This is a genomic window from Stutzerimonas stutzeri (genome assembly GCF_000935215.1).
Lineage (GTDB): Bacteria > Pseudomonadota > Gammaproteobacteria > Pseudomonadales > Pseudomonadaceae > Stutzerimonas.
On the sequence record NZ_JXXD01000159.1, the window covers coordinates 1 to 15,212 of the forward strand.

At 65.9% G+C, this 15,212-nt stretch carries 17 protein-coding genes and 1 pseudogene; 8 read left to right on the plus strand and 10 right to left on the minus strand.

Annotation, left to right across the window (positions count from 1 at the left end):
* The 5 genes and pseudogenes from LO50_RS16550 to norR all read right to left on the minus strand — a co-directional run.
* Positions 1–112 (minus strand): annotated as a pseudogene (locus LO50_RS16550) (ubiquinone anaerobic biosynthesis accessory factor UbiT); the annotation flags it as partial.
* On the minus strand, positions 106–996 hold the full coding sequence (locus LO50_RS16555; RefSeq protein ID WP_041014507.1) for a U32 family peptidase: 891 nt from the start codon (positions 994–996) through the stop codon (positions 106–108). The gene LO50_RS16555 and the pseudogene LO50_RS16550, both read right to left, overlap by 7 nt.
* A gap of 14 nt (positions 997–1,010) precedes the next feature.
* A complete protein-coding gene (ubiU, locus tag LO50_RS16560; RefSeq protein ID WP_044315678.1) occupies positions 1,011–2,006 on the minus strand; it encodes a ubiquinone anaerobic biosynthesis protein UbiU in 996 nt (331 codons plus the stop codon).
* 202 nt (positions 2,007–2,208) lie between these two features.
* Positions 2,209–2,418, minus strand: a complete 210-nt coding sequence (locus LO50_RS16565; RefSeq protein WP_003299695.1) for a hypothetical protein — start codon at positions 2,416–2,418, stop codon at positions 2,209–2,211.
* Between the two features lie 72 nt (positions 2,419–2,490).
* Positions 2,491–4,017: a nitric oxide reductase transcriptional regulator NorR gene (gene norR / locus LO50_RS16570; protein WP_041014508.1), complete on the minus strand. Its 1,527-nt coding sequence runs from the start codon at positions 4,015–4,017 to the stop codon at positions 2,491–2,493.
* 145 nt (positions 4,018–4,162) lie between these two features.
* On the opposite strand from norR, the gene ytfE reads away from it, so the two are divergent.
* From ytfE to LO50_RS16590, 4 genes are all read left to right on the plus strand, one after another.
* Positions 4,163–4,882, plus strand: coding sequence for an iron-sulfur cluster repair protein YtfE (gene ytfE / locus LO50_RS16575; protein WP_041014509.1), 720 nt, complete (start codon positions 4,163–4,165; stop codon positions 4,880–4,882).
* Positions 4,879–5,394, plus strand: a complete 516-nt coding sequence (locus LO50_RS16580; RefSeq protein ID WP_041014510.1) for a hypothetical protein — start codon at positions 4,879–4,881, stop codon at positions 5,392–5,394. The genes ytfE and LO50_RS16580 overlap by 4 nt, the downstream gene beginning before the upstream one ends.
* A gap of 134 nt (positions 5,395–5,528) precedes the next feature.
* Positions 5,529–6,212: a Crp/Fnr family transcriptional regulator gene (locus LO50_RS16585; protein ID WP_003299699.1), complete on the plus strand. Its 684-nt coding sequence runs from the start codon at positions 5,529–5,531 to the stop codon at positions 6,210–6,212.
* A gap of 68 nt (positions 6,213–6,280) precedes the next feature.
* Positions 6,281–6,472 (plus strand): hypothetical protein, encoded by a 192-nt coding sequence (locus tag LO50_RS16590; protein ID WP_041014511.1) that lies wholly within the window; start codon positions 6,281–6,283, stop codon positions 6,470–6,472.
* A 112-nt stretch (positions 6,473–6,584) separates the two neighbouring features.
* Here the strand turns inward: LO50_RS16590 and dsbG are convergent, their stop codons facing one another.
* The 3 genes from dsbG to dsbD are packed head-to-tail and all read right to left on the minus strand — an operon-like array spanning position 6,585 to position 9,897.
* Positions 6,585–7,352, minus strand: coding sequence for a thiol:disulfide interchange protein DsbG (dsbG, locus tag LO50_RS16595; protein WP_041014512.1), 768 nt, complete (start codon positions 7,350–7,352; stop codon positions 6,585–6,587).
* On the minus strand, positions 7,349–8,164 hold the full coding sequence (locus LO50_RS16600; RefSeq protein ID WP_041014513.1) for a TlpA family protein disulfide reductase: 816 nt from the start codon (positions 8,162–8,164) through the stop codon (positions 7,349–7,351). Before LO50_RS16600 ends, dsbG begins: the two co-directional genes overlap by 4 nt.
* Positions 8,164–9,897 carry a protein-disulfide reductase DsbD gene (dsbD, locus tag LO50_RS16605; RefSeq protein WP_041014514.1) on the minus strand — a complete coding sequence of 578 codons (1,734 nt, stop codon included), beginning with the start codon at positions 9,895–9,897 and terminating at the stop codon, positions 8,164–8,166. Before dsbD ends, LO50_RS16600 begins: the two co-directional genes overlap by 1 nt.
* Before the next feature lie 279 nt (positions 9,898–10,176).
* Here dsbD and LO50_RS16610 point away from each other — a divergent pair, with 279 nt between their 5' ends.
* Entirely contained in the window at positions 10,177–10,854 is a 678-nt protein-coding gene (locus LO50_RS16610) for a response regulator (protein WP_041014515.1), read from the plus strand.
* Positions 10,851–12,173, plus strand: coding sequence for a sensor histidine kinase (locus tag LO50_RS16615; protein WP_044315679.1), 1,323 nt, complete (start codon positions 10,851–10,853; stop codon positions 12,171–12,173). Before LO50_RS16610 ends, LO50_RS16615 begins: the two co-directional genes overlap by 4 nt.
* Before the next feature lie 8 nt (positions 12,174–12,181).
* Here LO50_RS16615 and LO50_RS16620 read toward each other — a convergent pair whose 3' ends face one another.
* Together LO50_RS16620 and LO50_RS16625 are read right to left on the minus strand one after the other, a co-directional pair.
* Positions 12,182–13,546: a heavy metal sensor histidine kinase gene (locus LO50_RS16620; protein ID WP_041014517.1), complete on the minus strand. Its 1,365-nt coding sequence runs from the start codon at positions 13,544–13,546 to the stop codon at positions 12,182–12,184.
* Complete coding sequence (locus LO50_RS16625; protein WP_014820951.1) at positions 13,543–14,226, minus strand: heavy metal response regulator transcription factor; 684 nt, start codon at positions 14,224–14,226, stop codon at positions 13,543–13,545. Before LO50_RS16625 ends, LO50_RS16620 begins: the two co-directional genes overlap by 4 nt.
* A gap of 212 nt (positions 14,227–14,438) precedes the next feature.
* On the opposite strand from LO50_RS16625, the gene LO50_RS16630 reads away from it, so the two are divergent.
* The gene (locus LO50_RS16630; protein WP_044315680.1) at positions 14,439–14,696 is read left to right on the plus strand and encodes a heavy-metal-associated domain-containing protein; all 258 of its coding nucleotides are present in this window, start codon (positions 14,439–14,441) and stop codon (positions 14,694–14,696) included.
* Positions 14,697–14,716: 20 nt separating this feature from the next.
* Positions 14,717–15,163, plus strand: a complete 447-nt coding sequence (locus tag LO50_RS16635) for a DUF411 domain-containing protein (RefSeq protein ID WP_044315681.1) — start codon at positions 14,717–14,719, stop codon at positions 15,161–15,163.
* Positions 15,164–15,212: the final 49 nt, after the last annotated feature.

Sequence of the window (15,212 nt, forward strand, 5' to 3'; positions counted from 1 at the left end):
CCTGATTGAGGCTGCGCTCCAGCGCAAGGCGCTGGAGCAGGAATGGCGTCTTGGCCGCAAGCGGCAACAGCCGCCCGCCGAGATTCACCAGATGGGCACGTGGATTCAGCATAATCCGGCCTCCTCGGCGCGCAGCATGCCCGGCTGGCCATGCCAATACCCATTGCAACCGTCCACCGCCAGCGGCGGCAGCGCGCCCTTGCGCACCGCATCGAAGGCAGCGACCACCTCGTCCATACCGGCAGCGCGCGGGCTCAGGCGCAGCAGATCGGCACCGCTGTCGACCAGACCCGCGTAGTCGGCGAGCAGGTTGCTGACCGCTGCAGACATGGTCTGGATACCGTTGATCGTGAACAGCGCCTCACCCTCCTGGCTCAGCAGCGGAATGCCCTCGGGATAGTTCTGGCAGCAGAACTGGCAGTCGTCCTTCGGCCGGTTCTCGGCACGGGCGGTGAAGCAGCGCGCCGAATAGGCCAGTGGCAGATGACCATAGGCGAATATCTCGATTTCCGGCAGTGCCACGCCCAGCTCCTGCAGTTGCGCGCGGGCACTCTTGATCAGCTTGCCGGAGGCTTCCACCGGCGGCACCCAGCGGGTCATGCCGCTGGCCACCAGCTCGGCCAGGGCGTGGCCGTTGTATAGGTTCAGCGCCGGGCCGCCAACGAAGGGCAGCTTGCGCTCGGACATCAGCTGCACCGCGCCCATGTCATTGGCTTCCACCAGCAGCTCGCCGTTGTCACACAGGCGGCGCAGGCTGGATAGCTCGGAAGCGGCTTCGACCAGGGTCAGGCCGGACAGCACCAGCTGCGCCGAGGAGGCTTCAGCCAGATCGCGGGCCAGACCAAGCCAGTCGTCGAGCATCAGCGCGCGGCGCTTGGAGCAAACGGTTTCGCCGAGGTAGATAACATCCAGCGGCTGGCTGGCCATGTTGGCGTAGAAGTCCAGCGTCTGCTGGCGATCCCAGTAGAACAGCACCGGGCCCAGAGAAAGTTTCATGGGTGACTCCTCGTTCATTGCCAGGCCCGATGGTAGGCACCCAGGGTGGTTTGCGAGCCTTCGGAGAGACCGTCCAGCACCTGCCGCCAGCCGGGTTCGACCGCGTAGCGCTGCGGCGCCTTGAGATAGCTGTCCAGCGCCGCGCGCCAGACCCGAGTGACCTGCTCGACATAGGCCGGGCTGCGCTGGCGGCCCTCGATCTTCATCGCGGTGACGCCGATGGCGGAAAGCTCGGGGATCAGATCCAGGGTGTTCAGGCTGGTGGGTTCTTCGAGCGCGTGGAAGCGCTGACCATTGACCATGAAGCGCCCTTTGCACAGCGTCGGGTAACCAGCCGATTCGCCTTCGGCGTAGCGGTCGATCAGTACGTTGTTGAGGCGCGAGGTCAGCCCTTCCGGCTCCTCGCTCCAGCGCACCGCCTTGGCCGGCGAGCAGACGCCACAGAGATTGGGTGATTCGCCGGTAAGGTACGAAGACAGATGGCAACGACCCTCGGCCATGATGCACAGGCTGCCAAAGGCGAACACTTCGATCGGCACCGGGCTGCTCGCCGCGACCTGCTTGACCTGCTTGAGCGAAAGCACCCGCGGCAGCACAGCGCGGCTGATGCCGTAGCGCTGCTGATAGAAGCCCAGCGCGGCGGCATTGGTAGCCGACCCCTGCACCGACAGATGCAGATTGAGTTTGGGATGGCGCTTGCTGGCATAGCCGAGCACGCCGGGGTCGGCCGCGATCAGCGCATCCACGCCCATGTCGGCGGCCTGATCCACGGCGCGCTGCCAGCGATTCCAGCCGTCCGGCTGGGCATAGGTGTTGACGGCGATATACAGCTGCCGGCTCTTCTCGCGGATCAGCTGCAGACCCTTGTCGAGCTGCTTTTCATCGAGATTGAGGCCGGCGAAATGGCGGGCGTTGGTGTCGTCGCGAAATCCGACATAAATGGCATCGGCGCCCTGCTGGACGGCGGCCTTGAGCGCGGGCAGGCTTCCTGCCGGGCAGACCAGGTGCATGACAACTCCTAGACATTCGGGTACATGCGCGCCACGCACCGATGGCGTGGCGGTCGTTCGGCTGAACGGAAAACAGCCGGCAGTCTAGGCAGCTGACCATTGGCCAGCATTGATAGGGGTCAAGTTTGCTCGGACGTCGCGACTGCGACGAAATGCAGCGGAAGGTGCGCGCCAGCTGTGCCATGGCTGGCGAGCAATTGCCTCAAATGCCCTCGTCGCCCTCGAATTCCTCGGTGGCACGGGCGACCATCTGCCGCCACGCGCCGGACTCCTCACCAAGCAGGCGTATGGCCTTCAGGCTCGCAGCGAAGGCGTCGCGATAGTGCAGCGGATTGTTTTCGCTGGCGGCGCGTTCGGCGAAGGCCTGCGCCTCGCTCAACAGCGCTTCGAATTCGTTCTGGTCCAGTGCCATGGAGCTCTCCTCGGTTGTGTTATGAGGTTAGACCATGGCAGGTCGTCTGCGACTCTCGCCGGCCGACGGGCGCTACTTGAGCTTCAGCCGTCGCGCCAGCTTGTGCAGGTTGCTCGGGTCGACATCCAGCAGACGGGCGGCTTGCGCCCAGTTCTCGCCGCTGGCCTCCAGCGCCCGGACGATGGCCTGGCGCTGGGCAGCATCGACGGTGTAGCGCAGCGGCAGCACCTCGTCGGCGACTACCGGCTCATCGGCTACCTGCGCCGCGACCGCACCGACAGCATGGCTGTCCAGGTCCAGCAGATCGGGCTCCAGCGTCAGGATCTCGCTGCGCGACGCGCCACGGCTGAGCAGGCGCAGCGCCGCGCGGCTGACCACATGCTCCAGCTCGCGCACGTTGCCCGGCCAGGAATAGGCCAGCAGAGCGCGCTCGGCGGCCGGCGACAGTCGCATGCTGCGCAGCCCCAGCCGCGCGCGATTGAGTTCGAGGAAGTGCCCGGCGAGGATCAGCACGTCGTTGCCACGCTCGCGCAAGGGTGGAATCGGCGCCGGATAGACCGACAGCCGGTGATAGAGATCGGCGCGAAAATGCCCGTCACGCACGCTTTCGCGCAGGTTGCGGTTGGTCGCGGCGATGATGCGCACATCGACCTGGCGCGGTTTGTCCGCACCGAGGCGCTGGATCTCGCCATTCTGCAAGGTGCGCAGCAGCTTGGCCTGCACCGTCAGCGGCAGCTCGCCAACCTCGTCGAGCAGCAGCGTGCCGCCATTGGCGGCGTCGAAACGACCGGGCCGATCGGTGGTGGCACCGGAGAACGCGCCTTTGACGTGGCCGAACAGTTCGCTCTCGGCCAGGGATTCCGGCAGTGCCGCGCAGTTGACGTGCACCAGCGGCTTGTTGCGCCGCCGCGAATGCCGATGCAGCCAGCGCGCGAACAGCTCCTTGCCGACACCGGTCTCGCCCAGCAGCAGCACTGGCAATTCGGAATCGGCCACCACCTGCAATTCGCGCAGCAGTTCGCGGATCACATCGCTCTGACCGAGAATTTCGCCATCACCATGATCGAGTGCGGCTTCCATTACGTCGCTACGCGCCAGGCGCAGACCGCGATTCTCATGCTCCAGCCGGGTAACCCGCACCGCGGCCTCGATCACCAGTGTGTAGCGCTGCAGGTCGCAGCGGGCGTCATCGCCAAAGGTGCCGGCATGCAGCGCATCCAGCGTCAGCGCACCCCACAGCTTGCCTTCGACGTAGAGGCTGACGCCCATGCAGTCATGCACCGGCAACGGCTCGCCGATGTGCTCGTCGAGCAAACCGTCATAGGGGTCCGGCAGGCGGCTGTCGGGCTCGAACCAGGTCGGCTCGCGCTGGGAGAGGATCGCCGCCAGACGCGGATGCTGCGCTACGACGAAGCGCCGGCCCAGCGCCTCCTGCACCAGCCCTACCGCCGCCAGTGGCCGCAGGCTGTCCTCGTCGAGGCGCAACAGCACGACGGCACCGCAGCGAAAGTGCTGGTGCAGGGTGTGCACCAGACGTTGCAGGCGCACCGCGTTGGGCAGTTCGGTGGTCAGGTCGGCAAGCAGTGCGTCAGCCATCATGGTGCTGGATACCCTCATGGTTTTTCGAACCATAACCGCTTCGGGTAATTTCCACCAGCAGCGTGTCGCAGCCGCCAGTTTCCGCGGTGTCGGCGCCTGGCACGGCTGTTGCGATGGACGGGTCATATCCATCAGGACCACTGCCATGACCACCGACCTAATCGACCAGACCCTCGGCAATCTCGCATGTTCGGTGCCGGGTGCCACCCGGGTATTCCGCCAGTTCCGCCTGGACTTCTGCTGCGGTGGCGACCTGCCGCTGAGCGAGGCCGCGGCGCGAATCGATGTCGATCCGCACATCATCGCCGACGCACTGCTCGCCCTCGAGCCGGAAGAGTCCGAGAAGGACTGGCGCGCCGAGCCCGCTGGCCAGCTGATCGAATACATCCTGGCGCGCTTCCATGAGCGGCATCGCGACCAGTTCCCGGAGCTGATTCGCCTGGCCAGCCGGGTCGAGCAGGTCCATGGCAGCCGCCCCGAATGCCCCAACGGTCTCGCCGAACACCTGTGGCACATGCAGCAGGAGCTGGAAAGCCACATGCTGAAGGAGGAACAGATTCTCTTCCCGATGCTGCAGCGCGGCATGCGCTTCCCGCAGGCACAGGGGCCGATCTCGGTAATGCGCTACGAGCATCAGGAGCACGGCAATGCCCTGGAACAGTTGGCAGCGCTGACCAACGACATCACCCCGCCGGCCAACGCATGCAATACCTGGCGCGCGTTGTATCGCGGGCTGGAGGAGATGCGCAGCGACCTGATGCAGCACATCCACCTGGAGAACAACGTGCTGTTCCGTAACGCGGAAATGACCGCGCCGACAGCGAGCGATGAAGGCGTACAACGTATTGAGGTGGCTCAACCATGAAACAGTATCTGCAACCTATCGCCTGGGGCGTGGCAATGGCCTCGGTCGTCGCCCTGGCCAGCAGCTTCGCCCTGAGCATGGCCGTCGGCACGGCGCAGGCGGCCACTGCACACGATCACAGCCACCCAACGCCCGTCGCCGCCCAAGCTACGCCAGGCGAGCGCTGGGCCACCGACGCCGCTCTGCGCGAAGGCATGACCCGTATCCACGAAGTCGTACAACGCAGCATGCCAAGTGCCCCCGGCCAGCCGGTCAGTGACGAGTCGGCGGCCGCGCTGCAACGCGACATCGAAGCGGCGACCAGCTATCTCATCGCCAACTGCAAGTTGCCGGAAGCCGCTGACAATGCGCTGCATGGCCTGTTGATCGACCTGCTCAAGGGCGCCGAGGCGCTGTCCGACGCCGAGCAGCGTGAACAGGGCCTGCAGCGCATTTTCGAGGCACTGGAACGTTATCCGCAGCTGTTTGCCGAGCCGGTATGGCGTGAAGGATTCGTCGCGCATCTGCACTGATCGCCTACGCGGTACTGAGCCGCGTATGGCCAGATCATGACCGTCATCAACTTCTAACCTGCGTCATCGCCCATCACATGCGCTAGGCTGAAGGCCGACGTTTGTTGTTGTTCAATTGAAACAGGACGCCTTGCATGGTGCTTCACCGCGTACACCACCAGATTCTCCGCAGCCACCACCTGTTCGAACCGTTGAATGAAGAGCAGATGGAAGAACTGCTCAATGCCAGCCAACTGCTCAACCTCGACAAGGGTGACAACCTGTTCCACCAGGGCGAGCCGGCACACAACTTCTACTTCGTCATCTCCGGTGCGGTTAAGGTCTACCGCCTGACGCCCGACGGCCAGGAGAAGGTCTTCGAGGTCATCGGCAACCGCCAGACCTTTGCCGAAGCCATGATGCTGATGGACACGCCCAACTACGTGGCCTCGGCCCAGGCGGTCTGCCCGTCGCAGGTCTACCGGTTCTCCAACGCGGCCTACATGCGCCTGCTGGAAGCGAACCAGCGCCTCACCTTCGCCCTGCTCGGCAAGCTCTGCGTGCGCCTGCACCAGCGCATCAACGAGATCGAAACGCTGTCGCTGAAGAACGCCACCCACCGCGTGGTGCGCTATCTGCTGACGCAACTGGCGCGAGTGAAGGACGGCAGCAACAGCTTCGAACTACCGATGGCCAAGCAGCTGGTGGCCGGGCACCTGTCGATCCAGCCGGAGACGTTCTCGCGGATCATTCGTCGACTGATCGACGAGAGCATCATCACCCAGGAAGGCCGGCAGATCGCCATCCTCGATCGCCAGCGACTCGAGCAGTTCGAGTGAGTTGATCGTCGTCAAAGCCCGCGGATTTTCCGCCGTGTCAGGCTTTACCGACCGAGAGGAGCGCCGCCATGCCCAGATGCCTGTACTGCCAGCAGGACAACCCGCCGAAGCAAGCCGAATGCGGCAACTGCGGCATGCCGCTGCCGGAACACGCCGACAGCGCCCCGGAGCGCCGGCAGCGGCGCTTCCTGTGGTTCTGCATTGGTCTCAGCATCTTCTGCGCGGTGATGATCGTCTGGCTGCCGCGCCATCTGTTCTGATGGCGCCCCACCCAATGATGTCTACAGCGGATAGTCGCTTCGCAGTGAAACGCCGCCCCGTGCTGAAGCGGATGTGCCGCGAAACAGCTCAGCGACCACCCGCAGCAATCCTTCAGCGTGGCCCCATGATCTGCGCCAGCGCATCCGGCTGCGGCGCACCCTGGTGCTGCTGCAGGCGGTCGTTGTCGTCGAGATAGAAGATCGCCGGAGTCGCCTGGGCGCCCAGTTCGCTCATCAGCATCAGGTTGTCGGTGAGCTGTTTCTCCAGAGCTGCCGGGATCTTCTGCAACGGCTTCAGCTTGCTCGCCTTGCCGGCCGCCTCGTGCTCGTTGAGCGCTGCCTGCGGATCCTTGGCGCTGAGCAACGCGGCGGACTTGCCGGCACTGTCGGCGCGCAGCATGCCGACCATGATGTGTCGCAACTGCACCTTGCCGGACTCGACCCAGGGCCGGGCCTGCTTCCAGAACATGTTGCAGTACGGACAGTTCGGGTCGCTGAACATGTAGATGACGCGCGGCGCGTCGGCCTTGCCGTCGGCGATCCAGGTGCTGTTCTCCATGCGCGTCCACATTTCCTTGCCCAGCGGTTCGTAGACCAGCTTCTCCAGGTGCGCGCGGGTCAGGTCCTCACCCTTGGCATCGAGCAGGCTGCCGATCAGCACGTGCTCGCCATCCGGGGTGAGATACAGCGCCATGCCCTGTCCGTTGTAACGCGCGGCATAGCCCTTGAGCCCGCCGGGTGCCGCGAAACTGCCGACGACCTCGGCGCCACGCGCCTCGACGGCCTTGATCGCCTCCGGCAATTCCTCGGCCTGCGCCATGGGCAGGGCCAGCAGGCTGACGCCGGCCAGCAGGTAGGGTAACGGCTTGAATCGAATCACTGCGCAGCTTCCTCTTTCAGTTTTTCCAGCGCGCGCGCCAGGCTGGCGTGCGAGAGTTCGCCGAGATGGCTGCTGACCTGGCGGCCATCGGCGTTGTAGAACAGCGTGGTCGGCAGCGCCGTGGAGCCCACGTGCTGGCCGAGGCGCCCGCCACTGTCGAGCAGGACGTTATCGAGACTCAGCCCCGCGGTTTCCAGGAAGCGATTGATCTCCCCCTCCCCCTCGCCCTGATTGACGAACAGGAACAGGGTGTCGCTTTCCCGGGCTTGGGCGTCGGCGAGCACCGGCATCTCGCGCCGGCACGGCGGGCACCAGGTCGCCCAGAGATTGATCACCAGCGGCTGGCCGGAGTAATCCTCCAGCGCCACCGGGCGACCCTGGTTGTCGCGCAGGGCCATTTCCGGCAGCCGCGTGCCCTGCTCGAAGGAGTGCCAGGCCAGGTTACTGAAGCCCCAGCTGAGGATTCCCACCGTCAGCGCGATACCCAGCGGCTTGCGCAGTTCGCGGTCGCGCCAGCCCCACCAGATGCCCAACGCCAGCGCAGCGACCAGCCCGGGCCAGGCGATGAAGCCACCGTCACGGATATCGATGACGCTTAGCCAGTCATCCCGGTAGTACGCCCAGTACAGCGTGACAAAGGCCAGGCGAGCCACCAGCAGCGCCACCAGCAGCAGGCGAAACAGCTGCCGCTCCGGGTTGCGCTCGCTGCGGCGGCCGACCCACCAGCCGGTCAGGGTCGCCAGCAGCAGGCTGCCCAGCAGCAATACATGGGGCACCGCCAGGGCCAGCGGCCCGATATTCACAGTCAGCATCAACCTCGCTCCCGGGTCTGGTTCCAGTTCTGCAGAAAGTCCCCGGCACCGACCTCGCCGGTGATACGGCGTTCGCGGCGCTCGACGCCATCCGGGCCGATCCACAGCAGCGTCGGCGGGCCGAGCACCTGGTAACGGTCCAGCAATTCGCGGCTGGCGGCGTCGCTGCGGGTCACGTCGGGGCGCAGCACGCGCACGCCGTCCAGGCTCGCCTGCACCTCGGCATTGCCGAAGACCTCCTTCTCCATGACCTTACAGGAGACGCACCAGTCGGCGTAGTAATCGATCAGCACCCACTGGCCCTGCGCTTTGGCCGCTGCCAGCTCACGATCCAGCACCGCCGGATCGCTGAAACCGAGCGCGTGAGCTTCGGCGGAGATGGCACCCGTTCCACCGCCGGCATAGATCGCCAGCGGCCGACGCGGATCATCCGCGCCGCCGGCGGCACCGAGCAGCATCGCTGCGCCCCACAGGCCCAGCAGAATGCCGCTGGCCTGACAGAGCACGCGCTGGCGTTGCACTGCCTGCGCCACATGCAGCAAGGCGGTGGCGAGCACCACCAACAGTGCGCCCCACAGGCCCAGCCACAGCCAGTCGGCCAGCAACGGACGCGCAACGAACAGCGCTGCCGCGAGGAAGAGAAAGCCGAATACCACCTTGACCCGGTCCATCCAGGCGCCCGGCTTGGGCAGAAAACGCTGGCCGACCGTCACCAGCAACAGCAACGGCGTGCCGATGCCCAGGCCCAGCGCGAACAGCACCAAGCCACCCTGCAGCGCACTGCCGCTCTGTGCGATGAACAGCAGCGCGGCGGCCAGCGGTGCGGTCATGCAGGGGCCGACCAGCAGGCCGGAGAGCACGCCCAGCGCGCCAGCCCCGGCGAGGCTGCCCCCGCGCTGGCGATCACCGACACGCTGCAGGCGATCACGCAGCGTCACCGGCAATTGCAGCTCGAACAAACCGAACATCGGCAGCGCCAGCAACACGAACAGCACGGCGAAACTGGTCAGCAGCCAGGGCTGCTGCAGCGCCGCCTGCAGGTTGGCGCCGAGCAGCGCCGCCAGTACACCGAGCCCGGCGTAGACCAGCGCCATGCTGACTACGTAGGTCGCCGCCAGGGCAAAACCACGGCGCGAGGTGGCACCGCTGCCGACCACGATGCCCGCCAGGATCGGCAACATCGGCAGCGAACAGGGAGTGAAGGCCAGCAGCAGACCGAGGCCGAAGAACACCAGCAGGCTCCAGGCCAGTGCCTGGCTTTCGAGGCCGCTGACCAGCGCCTGATCTTCGGCCAGCCCAGGCGCTGCCGCCGTGCCGTTGCCAGTCAACGACACCTCGCGGGTCTGCGGCGGATAGCAGAGTCCTGCATCGGCGCAGCCCTGCCAGCCGAGACGCACACTATTCTCCGCGCCCGGCGGGATCAGCAGTTCGAGGCTGTCGCGGTAGATCTGCGAATTGCCGAAGAACTCGTCGCTGTAGGGCTCGCCCTCGGGCAGCGGCGGCTGGCGCTCCGGCGGCAGGCCGTCGAACTGCAGGCGCTGCTGATAGAGGTAATAGCCCGGTGCGATCCGCCAGTGCAGCAGCGTCGCGCCGTTCTCCTGCGGGCTGACCGTCAGCGCGAACGCCTCTTCCACCGGCAGAAAATCATCCTGCGAGCCGCCGCCAAACAGCCCACCGGCCGGCAGCGCCAATCCGGGCGCCAACAGAAACAGCAGAAGAACCAATATGCGCATGAGAGTCCTGGCCGAGAAATGACTGCCGCGCAGCATGCCGCGACGGGATTAACGCGCCATTAACAGGCCGTTGAAAAACGTAGGCGAGGCCGCCAGCGCGAGGCAAAACAGGCGAAAAAGCGCAGTTTACGAACGGTAAATGAGCATTTTGAGCCTGTTTTTAACGCTGCGATGGCAACGCAGGTAGTTTTTCAACGGCCTGCTAACGCCAGCGCACGGCTGCATAACGTTGCCTTAATCGCTAAGGTCCATCCTTGAGCTTTTTCTGCGGACCCTCCCATGCACGTGCTGCTTGCCGAAGACGACGCGCTGATCGCCAGCGGTATCGTCGCCGGGCTCAATGCCCAGGGCCTGATCGTCGACCACGCCGCGACTGCGGCGGATGCCGAAGCCCTGCTGCGTACGGCGCACTTCGATGTGCTGATCCTCGACCTCGGCCTGCCCGACGAAGACGGCATCGTCCTGCTGCGACGCCTGCGCCAACAGGGCCTGGAACTACCGGTGCTGGTGCTCACCGCACGCGATGCGGTCAGCGACCGGGTCACCGGCCTGCAGGCGGGTGCCGACGACTACCTGCTCAAGCCGTTCGACCTGCGCGAGCTGGCCGCGCGCCTGCACACGCTGATGCGGCGCATGTCCGGCCGCAGCGTCAACCTCATCGAACATGGCCGGTTGAGCTACGACCCGAGCCGCTGCGAAGCACGCCTGGACGGCCGCCTCGTCGACCTGTCGCGCCGCGAACAGGCACTGCTGCAGGCGCTGCTCAACAACCAGGGCCGGGTGCTCAGCAGCGAGCAGCTCAAGGACGCGGTCTACGGTTTTGCCGACGACGTCGAGAGCAACGCCCTGAACGTGCATATCCACCATCTGCGCCGCAAGCTCGGCAGCGGCATCGTCGAAACCGTGCGGGGCCTCGGCTACCGTCTCGGCCTCGCAGGCGACGAGGACGCGCCATGAGCCTGCGTCTGCGCCTGACCCTGATGCTCGGTTCGGCCTTCGTGCTGCTCTGGACGTTGGCTGCGACCTGGATGCTGGTCGATCTTCGCAGCCAGATGATGCTCTCGCTCGATCAGCGCTTGGCCGCCTCGGCGCGCATGGTCGCCGGTCTGCTGGTGCAGTTGCCGCAGCCGGTGCCCGGCGACGGCCCGCCGCAGCGTCTGAGCGCCGAGCAACTGGGCATCCCCAACGGCCTGGCCTGCCAGGTCAGCTCGCTGCGTGGCGAGGTGCTGGCGCGCAGCCACAGTGCGCCCGACCAGCAGCTGGACGCCGAGCAGAACGGCTTTCGCGACCAGTTGATCGACGGCGTGCCCTGGCGCAGCTTCACCCTGGTGCAAGGCGAGCTGCGCATCACCACGGCCGACCGCCTGGATGAGCGTGCCGCGCTGAAGCGCTCGGTGTTGCTGGCGGCGGCGCTGCCCGTGGCGGTCGCCCTGCTCGGCAGCCTGGGTCTGCTCTGGCTTGGCCTGGGCCGAGGGCTGGCGCCCGTGCGGCGGATTCGCGAGGCACTGACCCGACGCAGCGCCGACTCCCTCGAACCCTTGCCGGTCGAAGGCCTGCCGCCGGAGCTGCTGCCGCTGGTGCAGACGCAGAACCAGCTGTTCCAGCGCATCGCCCAGGCCATCGAACGCGAACGCCGGCTGACCGGCGACGCCGCCCACGAACTGCGCAGCCCGCTGACAGCGATCAAGACCCACCTGCAGGTAGCACGCATGACAGAAGGCGCCACCGCCGAACAGGCGCTGGCGAACGCCGAGGCCGGCGCCGACCGCCTGCAGCGCACACTGGAACAGCTATTGTTGCTGGCCCGGGTGGAAGGCAGTCTGGATTTCGACGATGGCCTGCAGTGCACGGCCGCCGAGGTCGCGCGACTGGCGATTCAGGACGCCAGTGGCGGTGACGGCGCGCCAATCCTGTTGCAGGTCCCGGCGGACCTGCCCGACACGCCGCTGGCCATGCCGCCGGTGCTGGCCATCGCCGCGCTGCGCAACCTGCTGGAAAATGCCCAGCGCCACACCGCGCCGGGCAGCGCCGTCACGCTGACCCTGCAGCCTGAAGCCGAGCGAGTACGCTTCGAAGTACGCGACCAGGGCCCGGGCATCGCCGCCGAGCATCTCGAGCACCTGACCCGCCGCTTCTGGCGACACGCCGCCAGCAGTGGCAGCGGCCTGGGCCTGGCCATTGTCCAGGCGATCGCGCAACGCTGCGACTGCACCCTCGGCTTCGACAGCCAGGCCGGCGGCCTACGCGTATTGCTGACGGTGCCGCTGCAGCGCTGAGCACGCGCTTAGCCAGGGAATTCCAGGTGGAAGGTCGTCCAGCCCTTCTGCGACGTACAACCGATCGCACCCTGATGGGCCTGAACGATCGAACGGGTGATCGCCAGGCCCAGCCCGGCATTGCTCGGGCTGCCTTCGCGGCGCGCCGGGTCGACCCGGTAGAAGCGGTCGAACAGTCGCTCCAGATGCTCGGGCGCTATGGTCGCCCCGGGATTGCTCACCTCAAGCGTCACGTGACCTGAGCCTCGCTCGATGGTCACCCGGATCCGCTCGCCGTCGGGCGTGTAACGCAGCGCATTGGACAGCAGGTTCGACAGCGCCCGGCGCAGCATCAACAGATCGCCCTGAATGGTGCCGGCACCGGAAAGCTCGAAACGCACCCCGCGCTCGTCCGCCGAGAGCTGGTAATAGTCCAGCAGCTGCGCGCACAACGCATCCAGCGCGACGGGCTTGGCGTCCGGCACGATCAGCCCGTTATCCGCCTTGGCGAGGAACAGCATGTCGTCGATCATCCGCGACATGCGCTGCAGCTCCTCCAGATTCGAATGCAGGTTGTCCTGGTACTGATCCAGCGTACGCGCGCGGGTCAGCGCCACCTCGGTGTGGGTCATCAGGTTGCTCAGCGGTGTGCGCAGCTCGTGGGCGATGTCGGCGGAAAAGTTCGACAGCCGCACGAAGGCGTCCTCCAGTCGCGCCAGCATGGCGTTGAACGCCTGCACCAGCTGCTGCAGCTCGGCCGGTGTCGACTCGTCGGGGATGCGCTCGCGCAGCGACTTGGCCGAGACGGACGCGGCCACCTGGGTCACATCGCGCAACGGTCGCAAGCCGCTGCGCACCAGCAGCCAGCCGAGCAGCCCGCTGAGCAAGGCACAGAGCACCAGCGCCGACCATAGCCAGCCGCTGAACGTATGGAAGAAGGCCTTGTGCGCGGTGACATCGAGCAGGATCAGCAAGGTCAGCCGCTGTGCGCCGATCGCGAGATGCCCGGCCTCGCCACGCCAGACGTGGCCGTCCAGTGTCAGCTCTCCCGCCTCCCGGCCGATCAGCCCGAGTAGCGGCGGTTCCGCTTCATCAACGCCCGGCTGAGGAAACAGCTGTGCACCGCGTTCATCGAAAATGAAACCGCGCATCTCGCTGTGCCCGCCGAGCAGCGCCTGCAGCTGTGGGCGAACGCGCTCGAAGTTCTGCAGGTCGTCCAGCTCCCCCAGCAGGCGTCGGCTTGCCTCGAGCTTTTCGTGCAGCGTATGGCGGTCCAGTTCGTCGAAGTGATGTTCGCTGAGCTGGCTGAAGAAGTAACCGGCGGCGGCCAACACGCCGGTCACCGCCAGCATGAACATCAGGCTCAGCCGCGCGGTCAGCGACAGCCGCTTCATGGCGCGTCCGGCTCGTCGAGCATGTAACCCATGCCCCGTGCGGTGTGGATCAGCTTGGGCTCGAAGCCATCGTCGATCTTCACACGCAAGCGACGGATCGCCACCTCGATGACGTTGGTGTCACTGTCGAAATTCATGTCCCACACCTGGGAAGCGATCAGCGACTTGGGCAGCACCTCGCCGCGCCGACGCAGCAGCAGTTCCAGCAGGGCGAATTCCTTGGCAGTCAGGTCAATACGCTGGCCAGCCCGCACCGCGCGGCGCTTGAGCAGATCGACCTCCAGATCGGCGATCTTCAACTGGGTCTGCAAGGCCGCCGCGTTGCCTCGTCGCAGCAGGGTGCGCACGCGCGCCAGCAGTTCGGAGAAAGCGAACGGCTTGACCAGATAATCGTCGGCGCCCAGCTCCAGCCCCTTGACGCGATCCTCGACGCGATCGCGCGCGGTCAGAAACAGCACCGGCACCTCGTTGCCCGACGCCCGCACCAGGCGCAACACTTCCCAGCCATCAAGGCCCGGCATCATCACGTCGAGAATCAGCAGGTCATAGGGCGTACTCAGCACATGCTGCAGCGCGTCGGTGCCGCTGGTAACACGGTCGACGGTGAAGCCGGCCTCGCTCAGCCCCTGCTGCAGGTACATGCCGGTTTTCGGTTCGTCTTCAGCGACCAGCAATTTCATGGCGGCGAGTTCCTTCGGTGGCGACGCCGCAAGTGTGGCAGTGCCCGCAGCTGGGACGCCACGAAGCTGACAAAAAAGTAATCTTCCGATCAGCCTCTTGTCAGGCCGCCGGGGTTAGCGTGGTACTCAGAAAAATGATGCTTGACCTTGCCATCGCGTCAAGGTTGAGCATCAAGCCAGTGCTACCAGACTGGCTAACCGAGGACCATCCCATGACCAGCATTCAACTCAAGGTATCCGGCATGACCTGCGGCGCGTGCGTCCGGCATGTAACCGCGGCACTACAGCCCTTGGCGGGTGTCGAGCGCGTCGAGGTCGATCTGGCCGCCGGGGTCGCCCGGATAGACGGCACGGCCGATAGCGCGGAGCTGATCGCCGCACTCGACGAAGCCGGTTACCCTGCCGAGGTCACCACCGACTCGCCTGCCCCGACGCCCCGCAAAACCGGATGCGGTTGCGGCTGCAACTGAACATCGCTCTGGAGAAGCCCATGAAACTCTACCTCACCGCACTCGCCGCTCTGCTGATGTCCGGCATGGCCCACGCCGCGGACGTCATCGATGTGCATCGCGATGCCAACTGCGGCTGCTGCAAGGACTGGATCAAGTACCTGGAGGCCAACGGTTTCGAGGTGCGCGATCACGTCGAAAGCAACATGTCGGCGGTCAAGCAGAAGCTGGGTGTCGCGCCTCGCCTGGGCTCATGCCACACCGGTGTGATTGACGGCAAGTTCGTCGAAGGCCACGTTCCGGTTGCGGCGATTCATGAGCTGAAGAAGCGCGACGATCTCGCCGGTGTTGCCGTACCGGGCATGCCGGCGGGCTCGCCGGGCATGGATTATGGCCAGCCGCACCAGCAGTACCAGGTGATCGGCCTGACCACCAAGGGCCGCGATCTGGTGCTCGGCGACTACCTCGGCGCGCAACCGGTTCGCTAAGCCGCGCTGCCATCAGGACAGGCGATGCCGTTCGGCATCTCCGGCAGGG